The organism is Polaromonas sp. Polasp52 (assembly GCF_059491565.1).
Map to the genome: position 1 here is coordinate 1,898,835 of NZ_CP168513.1, position 15,847 is coordinate 1,914,681.

The window sequence follows — 15,847 nt, forward strand, 5'->3', positions numbered from 1 at the left end:
TTTCAGGAAAGGCGCGGTCTGGCGTCGGGCTCGCAGGCCGCGGCGCGCGCCAGCAGCAGTTCGCGTTCACGCAGGTTGCGCGTGAGCGAGGCGGCGCGTTCGAACTCGGCATGGGCTTCGTCAAAACGGCCGAGCTTGAACAAAAAGTCGCCGCGCACGCTGGGCAGCAGGTGGTAGTTTTTCATCAAGGGCTCGGCCAGCAGCGCATCGGCCACTTCCAGCCCGGTGGCCGGGCCAAAGGCCATGGCCAGCGCCACGGCGCGGTTGAGTTCCACCACCGGCGAGGGCGCGAGCTGCGACAGCGCATCGTAGAGCGCGGCGATGCGCTGCCAGTCGGTGTCGGCGCCGGTGGGCGCGCGCGCATGGCAGGCGGCGATGGCGGCCTGCAGCGCATACGGCCCCAGCGCGCCGCCCAGGGCCTCGGCGCGCGCCAATGCGGCCAGGCCGCGGCGTATCAGGATGTGGTCCCAGCGCGCGCGGTTCTGGTCCAGCAACAGAATCGGTTCGCCCGAAGGCCCGGTGCGCGCCTTGGCGCGCGAGGCCTGGATCTCCATGAGGGCGACCAGGCCGTGGACTTCGGGCTCCTGCGTGGCGAGCTCGGCCAGCACGCGCCCCAGCCGCAAGGCCTCGTCGCAGAGCGCGGGCCGCATCCAGTCGCCGCCCGAGGTGGCCGAGTAGCCCTCGTTGAAGATCAGGTAAATGACCTCCAGCACCGAGGCCAGCCGCGCGTTGCGCTCTTCGGGGCCGGGCACCTCAAAAGGCACACGCGCCTCGGCCAGGGTGCGCTTGGCGCGCACGATGCGCTGGGCCACGGTGGGCTCGGGCACCAGGAAGGCGCGCGCGATCTCATCGGTGCTGAGGCCGCCCAGCAGCCGCAGCGTGAGCGCGATGCGCGCCTCGGTGGACAGCACCGGGTGGCAGGCGGTGAAGATCAGGCGCAGCAGATCGTCGCCGTAGTCGTCGGCGCCGTCGTCGCCGGAGCCGGGCTCGTCTACATCGGCAAAAGCCATGTCCTGCTCCATCTCGAGTTCGCGGCCCAGCTCTTCATGCTTGAGCGCGAGCAGCTTGCGCCGCCGCAGGTAATCGATGGCGCGGTGCTTGGCAACGGCCATGAGCCAGGCGCCCGGGTTGTCCGGCACGCCCGTCTGGGGCCAGCGCTCGAGCGCCGTGACCAGCGCGTCCTGCGCGATCTCTTCGGCCAGGCCCACCTCCTGCACCATGCGTGCGACCTTGGCGATGACCTTGGCCGACTCGATGCGCCAGACGGCGTCGATGGCGCGGTGGGTTTCATGGGACGCCATGGGGCCTCAGCCGCCCTTGCCTTTATCTGCGTTCTTCCCGCTCGGGGCCTGCTGCATCTCGGTGAAGCCGGCGGCCGCTTCCTGCACGTCGGCCGGGAAATCGGACATCTCCATCACCTGGCGCAGCTCTATGGTTTCGTTTTCGGCGGCGGGACAGCGCGAGGCCCACGCGATGGCTTCGGCGCGCGAAGCCACATTGATCATCCAGAAGCCGCCCAGCACCTCGCGGGCTTCGGCAAAAGGGCCGTCGACCACGCGCGGCTTGCCGCGGGGAAAGCTCACGCGCGCGCCCATGGCGGGCGGGTGCAGGCCTTCGAGCGAAAGCAGCACGCCGGCTTTTTGCAACTCCTCGTTGTATTTCATCATCGCGGCCACGGCATCGGCGCTGGGCAGGGTGCCGGCGGCGGCGCTTTCATAGCCTTTGGGGATCATCAGCATCATGAATCGCATTTGAAGACTCCTTGGGTAGGGGGTGGGTGGGTCAACCTTGCTTTTCGGCGGCGGCCTTCAGGTCGGCCAGGCCGGCTTCAAAGTCCTTGCCCACCATCTTGTCCATGCTGAAGAACACCTGCATGACCTTGGACAGCAGGGGCGCGGGGCCGGCCATCTCCCAGCTCACGGTGCTGCTGCCGCCGGCCTGCGGCTGGATGCTGAACACCACCTTGTTGTGGGCCTCGAAGGGTTTGCTGAAGTTGAGGTCTATCTTGACGAGGGAGGACGGCTGGGACTCGGTGATCAGCATGTCGCCCACACCAACCTCCTTGCTGTCCCAGGCATAGGCCGCGCCCTTGCCGGCCGCCGGGCCGCTGAAGCTGCGTTTCATGGCCGGATCTTTCTTCTCCCAGGGCGACCAGGCGCCCCAGTTTTTGTAGTCATTGATCAGCGGAAAGATTTTTTCGGGCGGCGCCTGGATGCTGGCCTGGCGCTGGACGCGGAAGGTGTCGGGCTTGCCGGAGGCCAGCACCAGCACGGTCACGACAAAAAGCAGCACCAGGACGGCGGCAATGATGGCAATGGTCTTGAACATGTAAATCCCCTTTTTTGGTGTTCGTTCATTTCATGAATGGCGAGCGCCGGTTTCAAGGGGCCGGTTCGGCCCGCAAAAAACGCCTGCTCACCGTTACGACGAACGGAAAACGCGAAATCGACATGCCGGGCGAAAAAATTTCAGAAAAATTTTTTGGCCGCGGCCCTGAAGCTCAGGCCATGCCGAAGTCGGCGGCTTCATACAGCAGCCGGATCTCGACCTCGACCTCTTCGGTGTCACTGAACGGAAACGGGTAGCCCAGGGCCCAGTCCACCGCGGCCTGCAGCGAGCGCGCCTGGATGATCCAGAAGCCGGCCAGCAATTCCTTGGCTTCGGCAAAGGGCCCGTCCATCACGCTTGGTTTACCCCGGGTGAATTTGAGGCGGGAGGCGCTGGCGCTGGGCTTGAGGCCCTCGCCCATGAGCAGCACACCGGCCTTGACCGCGTCGTCGTTGTGCCGGGCCATGCGCCCCAGCCACTGGCGGTCGGGCACGGCGCCGGTTTCGGCCCTGTCGTTGGCCTTGAGCAAGATCATGAAGCGGCGAAAGCCTTCGGGCAAGGCCGGCGCGCCTTCGCCGCTGACACCGCGCAGGCCGCCGGGGCAGCCGCCCTCGCGAACTTCCAGCGAACTGTTGCCGTCGGCGTCTTCCTGCGGCCAGCGTTTGAGCCACTCGATGACTTCCTCGCGCGAGGCGGCTTCCACCATGGTGAAGCCGGCGATCAGTTCCTTGGACTCGGTGAAAGGGCCGTCGGTCACCGTGGGCTTGCCGCCGGAAAAGCGGATGCGCGCGCCCTTGGCGCTGGGCTGCAGGCCCTCGCCGCCCAGCAGCATGCCGGCCTTGGCCAGTTCCTCGTTGTAGGCGCCCATGGCGGCCAGCAGCGCGGGGCTGGGCAGCTCGCCGGCTTCGGTCGCGGCATCGGCTTTGCGCAGGATCATGAATTGCATGCTTAGGGTCTCCTCGGGGTGGCTGCACCTTGCTGCCGTCCCCCCGGTTTTTACCTCAAACGCAAGACCCGCGCGTTTCAGCGCTGCGCCTCGACCTGGCGGCGCAGGCGTTCCTCGGCCTCGCGCAGCTCGGGCGTGAACTCGGCGCCGAAGTCCTCGGCCGAAAACACCTGGCGGATTTCGATTTCAGCTTCGCTCTCCGGCGGAAAGGGGGCGCGCTTGACCCATTCAATCGCTTCTTCCTTCGACGAAACCTGCAGTATCCAGAAACCGGCCACCAGCTCCTGGGTTTCGGGGAAAGGCCCGTCGACCACGGTGCGCTTGCCGCCGGAAAACTTGACGCGCGAACCTTTGGCGCTGGGATGCAACCCCTCGCCCGCGAGCATGACGCCGGCCTTGACCAGCGATTCGTTGAACTTGCCCATGTCGGCCAGCAGTTGTTCGCTGGGCATTTCGCCGGCTTCGCTGTGTTTGTCGGCTTTGACGAGGACCATGAATTTCATTTCGGACTCCTTTGGGTTGGGAGCGCTTGCCGGGACAGCCCCGGCAAAAATGCCGCTCTACCGGTACGACGAGCGGCCGGCGGGCAAATCGACAATATGGCACCGTCTTTTTTTTGGCTTTTTTGTAACAGCGCCCGGAAACCGGCCCCGGCCTTGTTCTTTGTAATTAGAGCCGTTCACAAAACCCAGCGAAGCGGTCCTGGCTAGGCGCGTCGCCGCAGACAGTGCTACAGCACGGCAAGGCGGCGCAACAACGCCAGGAGGGTTTTTTGAACGGCTCTCAGGTCAGCAGGGCCACGGCCGCCGAGAAGCTGAAGAAGGCCAGCACCGTGGACAGCAGGATGATGCGCGCGATGCGGCCGTTGTCGGCGCCGAAGCGCTCGGCCAGCAGCGCGACATTGCTGGCGCTGGGCAGGGCCGCCACCAGCACGATCACGACGAGGGCGGAGCGCTGCAGCGGCACGCCCAGGGCAATGGCGCCCAGCCCCACCGCGCCCACCAGCAGGGGGTGCAGCACCAGCTTGACCAGGGCCACCGGCACATAGTCCCTGAGCGGCGTGGCCTGCGTGCTGTTCATCTGCGAGCGGGCCAGCACCGCACCTATGGTGAACAGCGCGACCGGCGAGGCCGCGTCGGCCAGCAGGCCCACGGTCTGCATCACCGGCCCGGGCAGGGCCAAGCCCAGTCCGGAGGACAGCGCGCCCAGCACGATGGCCCAGGGCATGGGGTTGAGGGCCACGCCCTTGAGCGCGTTCTGCGCGGCGACCTCGGCGCCGTGGATGTCGGCCGAATCAAGCCGCGACAGCGCGATGCACAGCGAACTCGTGACCAGCAGGTCGACCAGGATGGTGACGATGGCCGGGCCGGCGGCCTGCGCGCCCAGCAGCGCCACCAGCAGCGGCACGCCCATGAAGCCGGTGTTGGGAAAGGCCGCGACCAGCGCGCCGAAGGAGGCGTCGTTCCAGGCGATGCGGCCCTTGCGCGTGAACATCACGGTGAAAGCCACGATCAGCAACGCGCACAGCAGGTAGACGGCCACCAGGCTGGCGTCCAGCAGCTGCGCCACCGGCGTGCCGGCGCCGAAGCGGTAAAGCATGCAGGGCAGCGCGAAATACAGCACAAAGGTGTTGAGGCCGGGAATGGCCAGCTGCGGAAGCAGGCCGCGGCGCGCGGCCAGATAGCCGCACAGCACCAGGGCGAAAAACGGGAAGGTGACAAAAAGAATGCTGAGCACGGCGCTGATTGTCGCCCAGGGCTGTGCCGGATGCGGACAGCGCGACCCGCCCGGCGGCCGAATCGCTCGCGCAGCCTGGAGAAAAAAGGGCGAAAAAATAGCGGCTTGCGCAGGGGGTGCCTGCGCAAGCCGCTATAGATATTGAATCCAGCAAGACGGCTGGCTGGCACACGCCAGCCAGTCAGTCAGCCGCAGGTCGCTTTAAAAGCTATGCGCAATGCCCGCATAAATGGTTCTCTGCGACTGGTTGACGGCCGGATTGCCCGAGACCCCGTCCACCCCGAAGTTGGCGCCATTGGAGTTGCTGACATTGCCGAACGACGCGTACAGCAGCGTGCGCTTGGACATGCTGTAGTCCACCCCCACCATGCCCAGGGTGGCCTTGCCGGCCACACGGTCGGACGTGACGCGGAAGACCGAGCCGATCAGCGTCATCGCGGGCGTCAGGTCGTAGCGAACGCCGACCCAGGCATGCTTGAGCTTGGACGCGGCGGTAAGGGCCGCCTCGGGTGCGGTGATGTAGTCATAGGCCGCATACAGCTTGGCCGCACCAATCTTGTAGGTGCCGCCCACGATGGTTTCCTTGGAGCTGGAGAAAACATCGGTGAAGGTGCCGGCAGCATTATGGCGCTGGGAATAGATGGCGCGCAGCATCAGGTCCTGGTTCGCGTAGGTCAGCGAAATGCCCTCACCACGATTGGCCTTGCTGTTGCCCGCCTGCTCGCCCAGCGAGATCTGCGCGGTGGCGTTGAAGCCGCCCATGTTCGGCGTTGAATACTCGACCACATTGTTCGCGCCGGGCCAGTTGCGGCCCCTGACCAGGGTGGCGCTGCCCACCCACTGCTGGCCGGTCGGGTCCAGGTCCCAGACATCATTGCTGATGAACAGGTTCTTGCCGAAGCGGAAGCTGCCCCAGCTGTCGTTGGACAAACCGACATAAGCGCGGCGATTGAACAGCGCCCCGCCGGTCGAGCCGTTTTTCAGTTCAAAACCGCTTTCGACCAGGAAGTTGGCCGCCAGGCCGCCCCCCAGGTCTTCCTTGCCCTTCATGCCCCACATGCTGGTGCCCCACTGGTTGCTGGCCACCATGCTTTTGGAGAAGCTGGCATTGGCCACCGGGTCAAACACATGGTCGATATAGGCCAGGCCCGATACGACCCGCCCATACAAGGTGACGGTGGACTGGGCAGAGGCTATTTGGGGCGCCAGCACTGCCGCGCAGGCAACACCCAGGGAGATAGTACGTAAAGCAGCTTTCATGGTTTGTCTCTTTTCTATGGTTGGATTGAGTCAGTTGAAGAAGTCCGGATATGCCCATTCGCCGGCATGGCTGCCCAGAGCGAACCCGGTTCGGGCGGGGAAACTTGGGTCACGGCGGTCAGCGCGCGGGCAAAGCGCGGTCCAGGTGCACATAACCGCCATCGGGATGAATCCACTGGCCGGTGGTGTGTGAAGCGCGGCCGGACAGCAGGAACACCACCGTGTCGGCAATTTCGCGGTCGGTCGTCATGCGCTGGCCCAGGGGAATGCGGGCCGTGATGTCGGCAAGCGCCGCCGCCGGGTCGGCAAAGGTCTTGAGCCAGCTTTCATAAAGCGGCGTCATGACTTCGGCCGGCAGTACCGCGTTGACGCGCACGCCGTGCGGCGCCAGCGCGGCGGCCCATTCGCGTGTCAAGCCCAGCTGCGCCGCCTTGGCCGCGACGTAGCCGCTGGTGTTGCCCTGGCCGGTGAGCGCCGTCTTGGAGGAAATATTGACGATGGCGCCGCGCCTGGCCTTGAGCTGGTCCAGGCACAGGTGGGCCATCAGGTAGCAGTGCGTCAGGTTGGACTCCAGCGACTTCACAAAGGCTTCACGGCCCGCCTCCAGGCCGACGCTGTCGTTGACGCCGGCGTTGTTGACCAGCGCGTCAATGCCGCCGAATTCGGCCACGGTGGCCTGCACCGCGGCCCGGCAGGCGGCTTCGTCTTCAAGGTTCAGCTGGAAAAATCCGTGGCGGCCGCCGATCTCGCGCAAGGCCGCGGAAAACGCCGGCAGCAGGGGGCTACGGCCGAGGATCACCGGCACGGCGCCCTCTCGCGCCAGTTGCAGGCTGATGGCCCCGCCGATTCCGGCGCCCCCGCCGGTGACAATGACAATCTTGTTTTGAAGGTGCAAATCCATCAACGGGCTCCGGTCCTGGGTGTTGCTTGGGGGTTGGTCAATTGATAAAGGGGCCGGCGGGCATCAGCCCCTGAAGGTGTAGCGGGCCAGCGATTCGGGCTTCATCTCGATCGAATAACCCGGCCGCTGCGGCGGCATGTAGGCCGCGTTGCGAATCACGCAGGGGTCCACAAAATGCTCGTGCAGGTGGTCCACGTATTCGATGACCCGGCCTTCCTTGCTGCCGGCGATGCAGAGGTAGTCGATCATCGACAGGTGCTGCACGTATTCACACAGGCCGACGCCGCCGGCATGCGGGCACACCTTGAGCCCGTGTTTGGCGGCCATCAGCATCACGGCCAGCACCTCGTTGACCCCGCCCAGCCGGCAGGCGTCGATCTGCACCACGTCAATCGCGCCGCGCATGATGAGCTGCTTGAACATGACGCGGTTCTGGCACATCTCGCCGGTGGCGACCTGCATGTCGCCTTTGACCGCCTCGCGGATGCGGCGGTGGCCCTCGATGTCGTCGGGGCTGGTCGGCTCCTCGATGAACCAGGGCTTGGCAAAGCCCAGCTGGCCCAGCCACTCAATCGCCTGGTCCACGTCCCAGACCTGGTTCGCATCGATCATCAGCGCGCGGTCGGGGCCCAGCACCTCGCGGGCAACGCGCAGCCGCCGGATGTCGTCCTGCAGGTCGCGGCCCACCTTGAGCTTGATATGCGAGAAGCCCGCATCCACCGCCTCCTGGGCCAGGCGCCTCAACTTTTCGTCGTCATAGCCCAGCCAGCCGGCGGAGGTGGTGTAGCAGGCGTAGCCTTCGCGCTCCAGGGTCCGCAGCCGCTCGTCCTTGCCGGCGGCTTGCCGTGTCAGGAGCGCCAGCGCCTCGTCCGGCGTGATGCAGTCGGTGATGTAGCGAAAGTCGATCAGCCTGACGATCTCTTCAGGGCTCATGCGGGCCACCAGCTTCCACACAGGCAGGCCTTCCTGTTTGGCCCACAGGTCCCACACGGCGTTGACCACGGCGGCCGTCGCCAGGTGGATGGCGCCCTTGTCCGGGCCTATCCAGCGCAGCTGGCTGTCGGAGGTGATGTGGCGCCAGAAGCGGCCCATGTCCTCGGTCACCCAGTCCATGTCCAGCCCGACCACCAGGTGGCGCATGGCTTCGATGGCGGCGCAGCAGATTTCATTGCCGCGGCCTATGGTGAAGGTCAGGCCATGGCCTGCTAGCCCCGGCTGCCCGGTCTCGAGCACCACATAGGCGGCCGAATAATCCGGGTCCGGATTCATCGCATCCGAGCCGTCGAGATGCCGCGACGTGGGAAAACGCACGTCGATGACACGCATGGATTGGATAACGCTCATAGGAAGATTGCCTGTTGAAGGAAGTGCGGCCCGGGAAAAGTGCGGCCCGCCCTGGGGCCGCGCCCACCATCAGTCGTACAGGACCGCCGCGATCTTGGGATCGTTGATGGTCGACTTGTCGTAGTAGTAAAAGCCGGTGTCTATGACCTTGGGCAGCTTCTCGCCCTTGAGGGCCTTGACCGCCGCTTCCACGGTCTTGTAGCCGATGCCGACCGGGTTCTGGGTGATGGCGCCGGCCATGGAGCCGTCCAGGATGGCGGCTTTTTGCTGCTTGCCGGAGTCGTAGCCGATGATCACCACCTTGCGCTTCATCTCCCTGGCGCCGTTCAGCGCGCCTATGGCCGAGCCTTCGTTGGCGCCGAAAATCCCCTTGAGGTTGGGGTTGGCCTGCAGGATGGACTTGGTGATCTCGGTGGACTTGAGCTGGTCGCCGCCACCGTATTGCACGCTGACGATCTTGATGTTCGGGTAGGTCGACTTGATGCGGTTGACAAAACCTTCGGTGCGGTCGATGCCGGTGCGGCTGGTCTGGTCGTGCACCACCAGGGCCACGTCGCCGCTCTTGCCGATCAGCTCGGCCATCTTGTCGGCGGCCAGTGCGGCGGCGGCCACGTTGTTGGTGGTGGTTGTGGTCACCGGAATGTCGCTGTCCACGCCCGAGTCAAAGGCGATGACCGGGATCTTGGCGGCCTGGGCTTTTTTCAGCAGCGGGATGGACGCCTTGCTGTCCAGCGCGGCAAAGCCGATGGCCGATGGCTTCTTGGCCAGCGCCGCGGCGAACATGTCGATCTGCTTGTCCACCATGCTCTCGCTCTCGGGGCCTTCGAAGGTCACCTTGACCTTGTAGTCCTTGCCGGCCTGCTCCGCGCCGGCTTTGACGGCCTGCCAGAACTGGTGCTGAAAACCCTTGGAGACCATGGGGATGTAGATCTCGTCGGCGGCCAGCGCCGTCGTGCTCAGGGTGGAGGCCAGGCCGAGGCCCAGCGCGAGGCTCAGGAATGTGCGTTTCAGAATCATGTTTGTCTCCGTATCTTTATGGGGTGTTGCAATGAATATCAAAATCAAACGTGGGCAGGGGCGGGGGTTTGGGGTTCTCCTTGCTAGGACTTGCGCTTTCGCAGGATGTCGGCGTACACCGCCGCGATGATGATCAGGCCGGTCACCACGGTCTGCCACTCCTGGGCCACCGACATGATGCGCAGCCCGTTGGTCAGCACACTCATGATGAAAGCGCCGATGATGGTGCCCAGGATGGTGCCGGCCCCACCGCTGAGCGAGGTGCCGCCGATCACGACGGCGGCAATCGCATCGAGTTCATAGCCCTGGCCCAGCGCCGGCTGCGCGGAATTGAGGCGCGAGGCGATAAGCAGGCCGGCAATGCCGCAGATCGCGCCGCTCAGGGTGTAGACGATGATCTTCCAGCGGTCCACGTTCACGCCCGACAGGCGCACCGCCTCTTCGTTGCTGCCCAGCGCGAAGGTGTAGGTGCCCAGCACCGTCTTGTTCAGGATCAGGCTGGACACCACCGCCACCACGAAGAGGATCAGCACCGCGTTGGGAATGGGCAGCTCGGGCAGGAAGTAGCCGATCAGCGAGTCCTGGGCAATCAGCGGGAACTCGGGCGTGTCGTTGAAGTAGATCGGCTTGGAATGGGTGATGACCAGCGACAGGCCCTTGAGCATGAGCATCATGCCCAGGGTGGCGATAAAAGGCGGAATCTTCAGCTTGGCGATCAGCACGCCCGAGATGAAGCCCGAGAGCGCGCCGAAAAAGATCGCCGCCGCCACTCCCAGGTAGAAGGGCAGGCCCCAATAGGTCAGCACCACGCCGGCCATGACCGCGCAGAAAGTCATCAGGGTGCCGACCGACAGGTCTATGCCCGAGGTGATGATGACAAAGGTGCAGGCGATGGCCAGGACACCGTTGACCGCGGTGGCCTGCAAGATGCCCACCATGTTGTCGGTCTGCATGAAACTCGGCGAGGCCATGCTGAAGAAAATGAGCAACCCCAGCAAGCTGGCAAACGCCAGCAGCTTTTGGCGGGTGTTGCTACTGAAAGCCGCAGTCTTGATACCCTGCAGCAACTTGGAGACGGTCATGTGGGGTCGTTTCGGTGTGGTTTTTAGAAAGCGGCGGCAACCGCACCGGAAGCGGCCGCCGGGGCTTCTCGCCGGGTGGCCAACTGCATGATTTTTTCCTGGGTGGCATCGCGGGCCGACAGCTCGCCGGTGACGCGGCCCTCGCACATCACCACGATGCGGTGGCTCAGGCGCAGCACCTCGGGCAGTTCCGAGGAGATCATCACGATCGCGCGGCCCTGCGCCGCCAGCGCGTTGAGCAGCTTGTAGATTTCGCTCTTGGCGCCCACGTCGATGCCGCGCGTGGGCTCGTCGAAAAACAGGATGTCGCAGTCGCGCACCAGCCATTTGGCGATCACGATTTTTTGCTGGTTGCCGCCCGACAGCAGCGCCACTTTCTGAAGCGCGCTCGGTGTCCTGATGCCCAGTTGCGCGATCAGCTTCGCCGCCGCGCCCTGTATGGCCGCGGGCTTGAGAAGGAATCCGAAGCTCAGAAAGCGCCGCAGGCTGGTCATCACGATGTTGGTCTGCACGTCCATGCCGGTGGCCAGGCCGAAGTGCTTGCGGTCTTCCGACAGGTAGCCGATGCCGTGCTTGACCGCATCGGCCGGGCTGCCCACGTCAACCCGGCGGCCCTTGACCCATATCTCGCCCGAATCCTTTTTGTCGGCACCGAACACGGCGCGCGCCACTTCGGTCCGGCCGGCGCCCATCAGGCCGGCGAACCCCAGGATCTCGCCCCTGTGCACGCTGAAGCTGACGTTCTTGATGCTGCGGCCGCGGTTGAGGCCGCGCACCTCCAGCAGGGTCTCCCCGCCCTGGCTGGTTTGCGGCGGCTTCTCGTCTTCGAGCAGGGCGCGCCCCACCATCATGCCGATGATGGTGTCCATGCTGGTGCTGGCCGTCGGCACGGTGCCGATGTACTGGCCGTCGCGCATCACCGTCACGCGGTCCGAGATGCGCTTGAGCTCGTCCATCTTGTGCGAGATGTACACGATGCCGACACCATGGTGCTTGAGCTGGCCGATGATGCGGAACAGGTCGTCGATCTCGGCGTTGTTCAGCGCGGCGGTGGGCTCATCCATGATCAGCACGCGCGAATCGAAGGACAGCGCCTTGGCGATCTCGACCATCTGCTGGCGCGCCACCGTCAGGTCGCAGACCAGCGTGTGCGGCTCCAGGTCCAGGTGCAGCCGCTCGAAGATCGCCGCCGTGTCGCGGGCCATTTTTTCGGAGTCTATGAACAGGCCCAGACGCCCGCGCGGCTCGCGTCCGATGAAGATGTTCTGCGCCACGCTCAGGTGGCTCATCAGGTTGAGCTCCTGGTGGATGATGCCTATGCCCAGCGCCTGGGCGGCGCGCGGGCTGGCGATCTCGACCGGCTGGCCGTCGATGCGGATCTCGCCCGAATCTTTCTGGTAGACCCCGGCCAATATCTTCATGAGGGTCGATTTGCCGGCGCCGTTCTCGCCCATCAGGGCATGCACTTCGCCGGCAACAATTTCAAGCCGGGCATTGTGCAGCGCCCGCACGCCCGGGAAGGATTTGCACAGGTCGTTGATGGCCACAAGAGCTGTCATGGGCATTTGCAGGTGCTTGGGCGTCGCTCAGGAGGTCCGGCCGGCGGCCGGATGAACGTCAGCCGGGATCACCCGGGCGCCCTGCCCGGCGCAAACCCGTGCGCTGGCCGGGCCCATGCCTTGGGCGGCGGCGCTAAGCGGCACTGTTTTTTCCTCCGGCTTTTGTGGACGCATGGCAAAGACCTTTTTGAGCTGACAGACCATTCAATGAAGCGAGTTGCTGGAATCAAGAAACTTGTTGTTACAAATCATTCATTGATGAACAAACTATTCACTTATGGACTTGATCATAGAAATCGGCGGTCTTTTCGAGCCTCGGACTTTCCCTAGGTCAGAAATTTATTTATTGATGAACATTAGATGCAAAAGTGAATAAATTCAGACCAAGGAAGACGAAAATACTCAGAAGTGCGCCCTGCCATATCAGGAGCGCTGCGTTACATATCAAAATTGCAATAGCTTCGGCTTCACTCACCCTGCCGCCATGAAACCAAAATACTCATTTCCCGCTATCGACCAGAACCCGGACGACGCTGACGCCACCGCGGCCCCGCCGCCTGCGGAAGACCGCTACCGCGCACCGGCGCTTGACAAAGGCCTGGACATCCTGGAGTTGCTGGCGCGCCAGCCGCAGGGCCTGACGCGCGCGGAAATCGTCAAGGAAATGGACCGCAACGCCAGCGAGATCTACCGCATGCTGGAGCGTTTGGTCGCGCGGCAATATGTGCTGCGCTCGCTCTCGGGCGACCGCTATTCGCTGAGCCTGAAGCTCTTCACGCTGGCGCACATGCACCCGCCGCTGAACCGGCTGGTGACCCAGGCCATTCCCATCATGGAAGCGTTCGCACAAAAGGCGGAGCAGGCCTGCCACATGGGCGTTTACGACCAGGGCAATGTGCTGATCACCGCGCAGGTCAACGGCCCCGGCACCTGGAGCATGACGATACGCGTGGGTGTGCATGTCGGGCTGGTCGATACCGCCTCGGGCCGGGTGTTGCTGGCTTTCTCGGATGCCAGCCGGGCCCAGCAAATGCTGGCCCAGCACACCGCGCTCGAAGGCGAGGTGCCCATCGAGTCCGATGCCTTGGCCGCCGCCCTCGGCGTCATCCGGCAGCAAGGCTATTTCGAGCGTGACAGCCTGCAATCTTTCGGCGTGGCCGATATTTCCTGCCCCATCTTCGGGCCCGACCACAGCGCGCTGGCCGCACTGACCTGCCCTTATGTGCGGCGCATAGACCGCCACGTCGGGCCGGACCAGAAAACCGTGCGCCTGCTACTGCAGCAGGCGGCGCAGGCGCTGTCCCTGACGCAGGGCGGCTTCGCTCCGGCAAGCCGGCACACCTAAAGCCGCTCGGGGCACGCTGCTATTGATTGAATAGCAGATCTGTTGAGGCCAACATTGCGCCGCGGGCATTGATGGCCCGACCCGGCGCTTCACGGCTTGTGCCCGGCATGCTTTGGGCTCACCCGGCCAGGCCGCGCCGCGGACCCTGCGGGGCAGCCGCTATGATTTGCCGTCCGCCGGCAGCCCTTCAATGCGCCGGCCCCGCGCATTTTTTCCCTTGGAATCGATTCTTTTTCATGACCCATGGCCTGAACCCCGCCCAGCAAGAAGCCGTCAACTACCTGCATGGCCCTTGCCTGGTGCTGGCGGGAGCCGGCTCGGGCAAGACACGGGTGATCACGCACAAGATAGGCCAGCTGATCCAGTCGGGGCTCAAGCCCGAGCAGGTCGCGGCGATCACCTTCACCAACAAGGCCGCCGCCGAGATGCGCGAGCGGGCCAAGGCGCTGATCGGCAAAAGCGCCAAGGGCGTGCTGATCTGCACCTTCCATGCGTTGGGCGTGCGCATGCTGCGCCAGGACGGCGGGGCGCTGGGCCTGAAGCCCCAGTTCTCCATCCTCGACAGCGACGACGTGACCAGCATCCTGAAGGATGCCGGCGGCAGCACCGACGCGGCCACCGCGCGGCAATGGCAGTGGACCATCAGCCTGTGGAAGAACATGGGCCTCAACGCGGCCGAGGCCATGGCGCAGGCCAACGGCGACGAGGAGCGCGCCATCGCGCGCGTGATGGCGCACTATGAGGAGCGGCTGACCGCCTACCAAAGCGTGGACTTCGACGACCTGGTGGGCCTGCCGCTCAAGCTGCTGCGCGAACACGAAAGCGTGCGCAGCAAATGGCAGGAATCCCTGGGCCATGTGCTGGTCGACGAATACCAGGACACCAATGCCACGCAGTACGAGATGCTCAAGCTATTGGTGGGCGCACGCGGCCGCTTCACGGCCGTGGGCGACGACGACCAGTCGATCTACGGCTGGCGCGGCGCCACGCTGGACAACCTGCGCAAGCTGCCGCAGGACTACCCCAACCTCAGGGTGGTCAAGCTCGAGCAGAACTACCGCTCGACCAGCGCCATCCTGCGCGCGGCCAACAACGTGATCGGCCCCAACCCCAAGCTTTTCCCGAAGACGCTGTTCAGCGAACTCGGCGAGGGCGAGCCGGTGCGTGTGGTCGATTGCGACAGCGAGGAGCACGAGGCCGAGCGCGTGGTGGCGCGCATCCAGAGCCTGCGCGCCGAAGGCAGCCTGCAGGCCGAGGGCGGGCAGTACAAGGAGTGGAAGGATTTTTGCGTGCTCTACCGCGCCAACCACCTGGCCAAGCCTTTTGAAAAAGCCTTTCGCCGCGCCAACATTCCCTATAAGGTCTCGGGCGGGCAAAGCTTTTTCGACCGCGCGGAAATCAAGGACCTGTGCTGCTGGATGCGGCTTCTGGTCAACAACAACGACGACCCGGCATTCATGCGCGCGGTGACCACGCCCAAGCGCGGCATAGGCCACACCACGCTGGGCGCGCTGGGCACGTTCGCGAGCCAGACCAAACAAAGCCTGTTCGAGGCGCTGTTCAGCAACTCGCTGGGCTCGGTGCTGCCGGCCAAGGCGGTGGGCTCGCTGCATGAGTTCGGCCGTTACCTCAACGACCTCGAGTACCGCGCCAAACGCACCGTGGGCGCCGAGGACGCACGCGCCTTCCTGAACGACTGGCTCAAGGAAATCGACTACGAAAAGCACCTCTACGACGGCGAGGACAGCGAAAAGCTCGCGGCCGCGCGCTGGACCAATGTGATGGATTTCTGCGACTGGGTGGCCCAGCGCTGCGGCGGGCAGATCGAGGACGCCTCGGGCGCGGTGGTGGCCGCCGAGACCAAGACCATGCTGGAGGTGGTGCAGACGATTGCGCTGCTGTCCACCATCAGCGAGCGCGAGGGCGACCAGAACGTGGTGACCCTGTCCACCCTGCATGCCGCCAAGGGCCTGGAGTGGCCGCATGTGGTGCTGGCCGGCGTGAACGAGGGACTGCTGCCCTTCAAGCTCGAAGACGATGATGGCAGCAACACCGACGACATCGCCCTGCGCCTGCAGGAAGAGCGCCGCCTGATGTATGTGGGCATCACGCGCGCGCAGCGCACGCTGGCCGTGAACTGGCTGCGCAAGCGCAAGAAAGGCCGCGACATGATTCCCGGCGCGCCCAGCCGCTTTATCGCCGAGATGGCGCTGGACAAGGCCACCGTGAAGGAAGACCCGCGCGAAAAGCTCAAGGCCTTGCGCGCGGAGTTCGCGAAAAAGTCCGCCGAGGGGATTGCAGCCGCGGCGGCTTCAGAGGCTCGCTAGC

Annotated in this window: 14 protein-coding genes and 1 pseudogene; 2 read left to right on the top strand and 13 right to left on the bottom strand. The window is 64.8% G+C overall.

Going from position 1 to position 15,847, the window contains the following annotated elements; all coding sequences use genetic code 11:
* Nucleotides 1-2: 2 nt before the first annotated feature.
* From ACEN9P_RS08795 to ACEN9P_RS08855, 13 genes and pseudogenes are all read right to left on the bottom strand, one after another.
* A complete protein-coding gene (locus ACEN9P_RS08795; RefSeq protein ID WP_477663459.1) occupies nt 3-1,301 on the bottom strand; it encodes an RNA polymerase sigma factor in 1,299 nt (432 codons plus the stop codon).
* Nucleotides 1,302-1,307: 6 nt separating this feature from the next.
* Nucleotides 1,308-1,751, bottom strand: a complete 444-nt coding sequence (locus ACEN9P_RS08800; protein ID WP_495621737.1) for a YciI family protein — start codon at nt 1,749-1,751, stop codon at nt 1,308-1,310.
* 31 nt (nt 1,752-1,782) lie between these two features.
* Nucleotides 1,783-2,328 (bottom strand): SRPBCC family protein, encoded by a 546-nt coding sequence (locus ACEN9P_RS08805; RefSeq protein ID WP_477663461.1) that lies wholly within the window; start codon nt 2,326-2,328, stop codon nt 1,783-1,785.
* Nucleotides 2,329-2,500: 172 nt separating this feature from the next.
* Nucleotides 2,501-2,863, bottom strand: coding sequence for a YciI family protein (locus ACEN9P_RS08810; protein ID WP_495622153.1), 363 nt, complete (start codon nt 2,861-2,863; stop codon nt 2,501-2,503).
* 75 nt (nt 2,864-2,938) lie between these two features.
* Nucleotides 2,939-3,274, bottom strand: a pseudogene (locus ACEN9P_RS08815) (YciI family protein); the annotation flags it as partial.
* A gap of 77 nt (nt 3,275-3,351) precedes the next feature.
* The gene (locus tag ACEN9P_RS08820; RefSeq protein WP_495621738.1) at nt 3,352-3,777 is read right to left on the bottom strand and encodes a YciI family protein; all 426 of its coding nucleotides are present in this window, start codon (nt 3,775-3,777) and stop codon (nt 3,352-3,354) included.
* 280 nt (nt 3,778-4,057) lie between these two features.
* A complete protein-coding gene (locus ACEN9P_RS08825; protein ID WP_495621739.1) occupies nt 4,058-5,011 on the bottom strand; it encodes an AEC family transporter in 954 nt (317 codons plus the stop codon).
* Nucleotides 5,012-5,212: 201 nt separating this feature from the next.
* Nucleotides 5,213-6,271 (bottom strand): porin, encoded by a 1,059-nt coding sequence (locus tag ACEN9P_RS08830; RefSeq protein ID WP_495621740.1) that lies wholly within the window; start codon nt 6,269-6,271, stop codon nt 5,213-5,215.
* A gap of 118 nt (nt 6,272-6,389) precedes the next feature.
* On the bottom strand, nt 6,390-7,172 hold the full coding sequence (locus tag ACEN9P_RS08835) for an L-fucose dehydrogenase (protein ID WP_495621741.1): 783 nt from the start codon (nt 7,170-7,172) through the stop codon (nt 6,390-6,392).
* A gap of 63 nt (nt 7,173-7,235) precedes the next feature.
* Nucleotides 7,236-8,516 (bottom strand): L-fuconate dehydratase, encoded by a 1,281-nt coding sequence (locus ACEN9P_RS08840; RefSeq protein ID WP_495621742.1) that lies wholly within the window; start codon nt 8,514-8,516, stop codon nt 7,236-7,238.
* A gap of 69 nt (nt 8,517-8,585) precedes the next feature.
* Nucleotides 8,586-9,533, bottom strand: coding sequence for an ABC transporter substrate-binding protein (locus ACEN9P_RS08845; RefSeq protein ID WP_413329795.1), 948 nt, complete (start codon nt 9,531-9,533; stop codon nt 8,586-8,588).
* An 83-nt stretch (nt 9,534-9,616) separates the two neighbouring features.
* Nucleotides 9,617-10,615: an ABC transporter permease gene (locus tag ACEN9P_RS08850; protein ID WP_477663467.1), complete on the bottom strand. Its 999-nt coding sequence runs from the start codon at nt 10,613-10,615 to the stop codon at nt 9,617-9,619.
* 23 nt (nt 10,616-10,638) lie between these two features.
* Nucleotides 10,639-12,174, bottom strand: a complete 1,536-nt coding sequence (locus ACEN9P_RS08855) for a sugar ABC transporter ATP-binding protein (protein ID WP_477663468.1) — start codon at nt 12,172-12,174, stop codon at nt 10,639-10,641.
* 484 nt (nt 12,175-12,658) lie between these two features.
* On the opposite strand from ACEN9P_RS08855, the gene ACEN9P_RS08860 reads away from it, so the two are divergent.
* The gene (locus tag ACEN9P_RS08860; RefSeq protein ID WP_477663469.1) at nt 12,659-13,519 is read left to right on the top strand and encodes an IclR family transcriptional regulator; all 861 of its coding nucleotides are present in this window, start codon (nt 12,659-12,661) and stop codon (nt 13,517-13,519) included.
* A gap of 236 nt (nt 13,520-13,755) precedes the next feature.
* Entirely contained in the window at nt 13,756-15,846 is a 2,091-nt protein-coding gene (locus ACEN9P_RS08865; RefSeq protein WP_477663470.1) for an ATP-dependent helicase, read from the top strand.
* Nucleotide 15,847 lies beyond the last annotated feature (1 nt).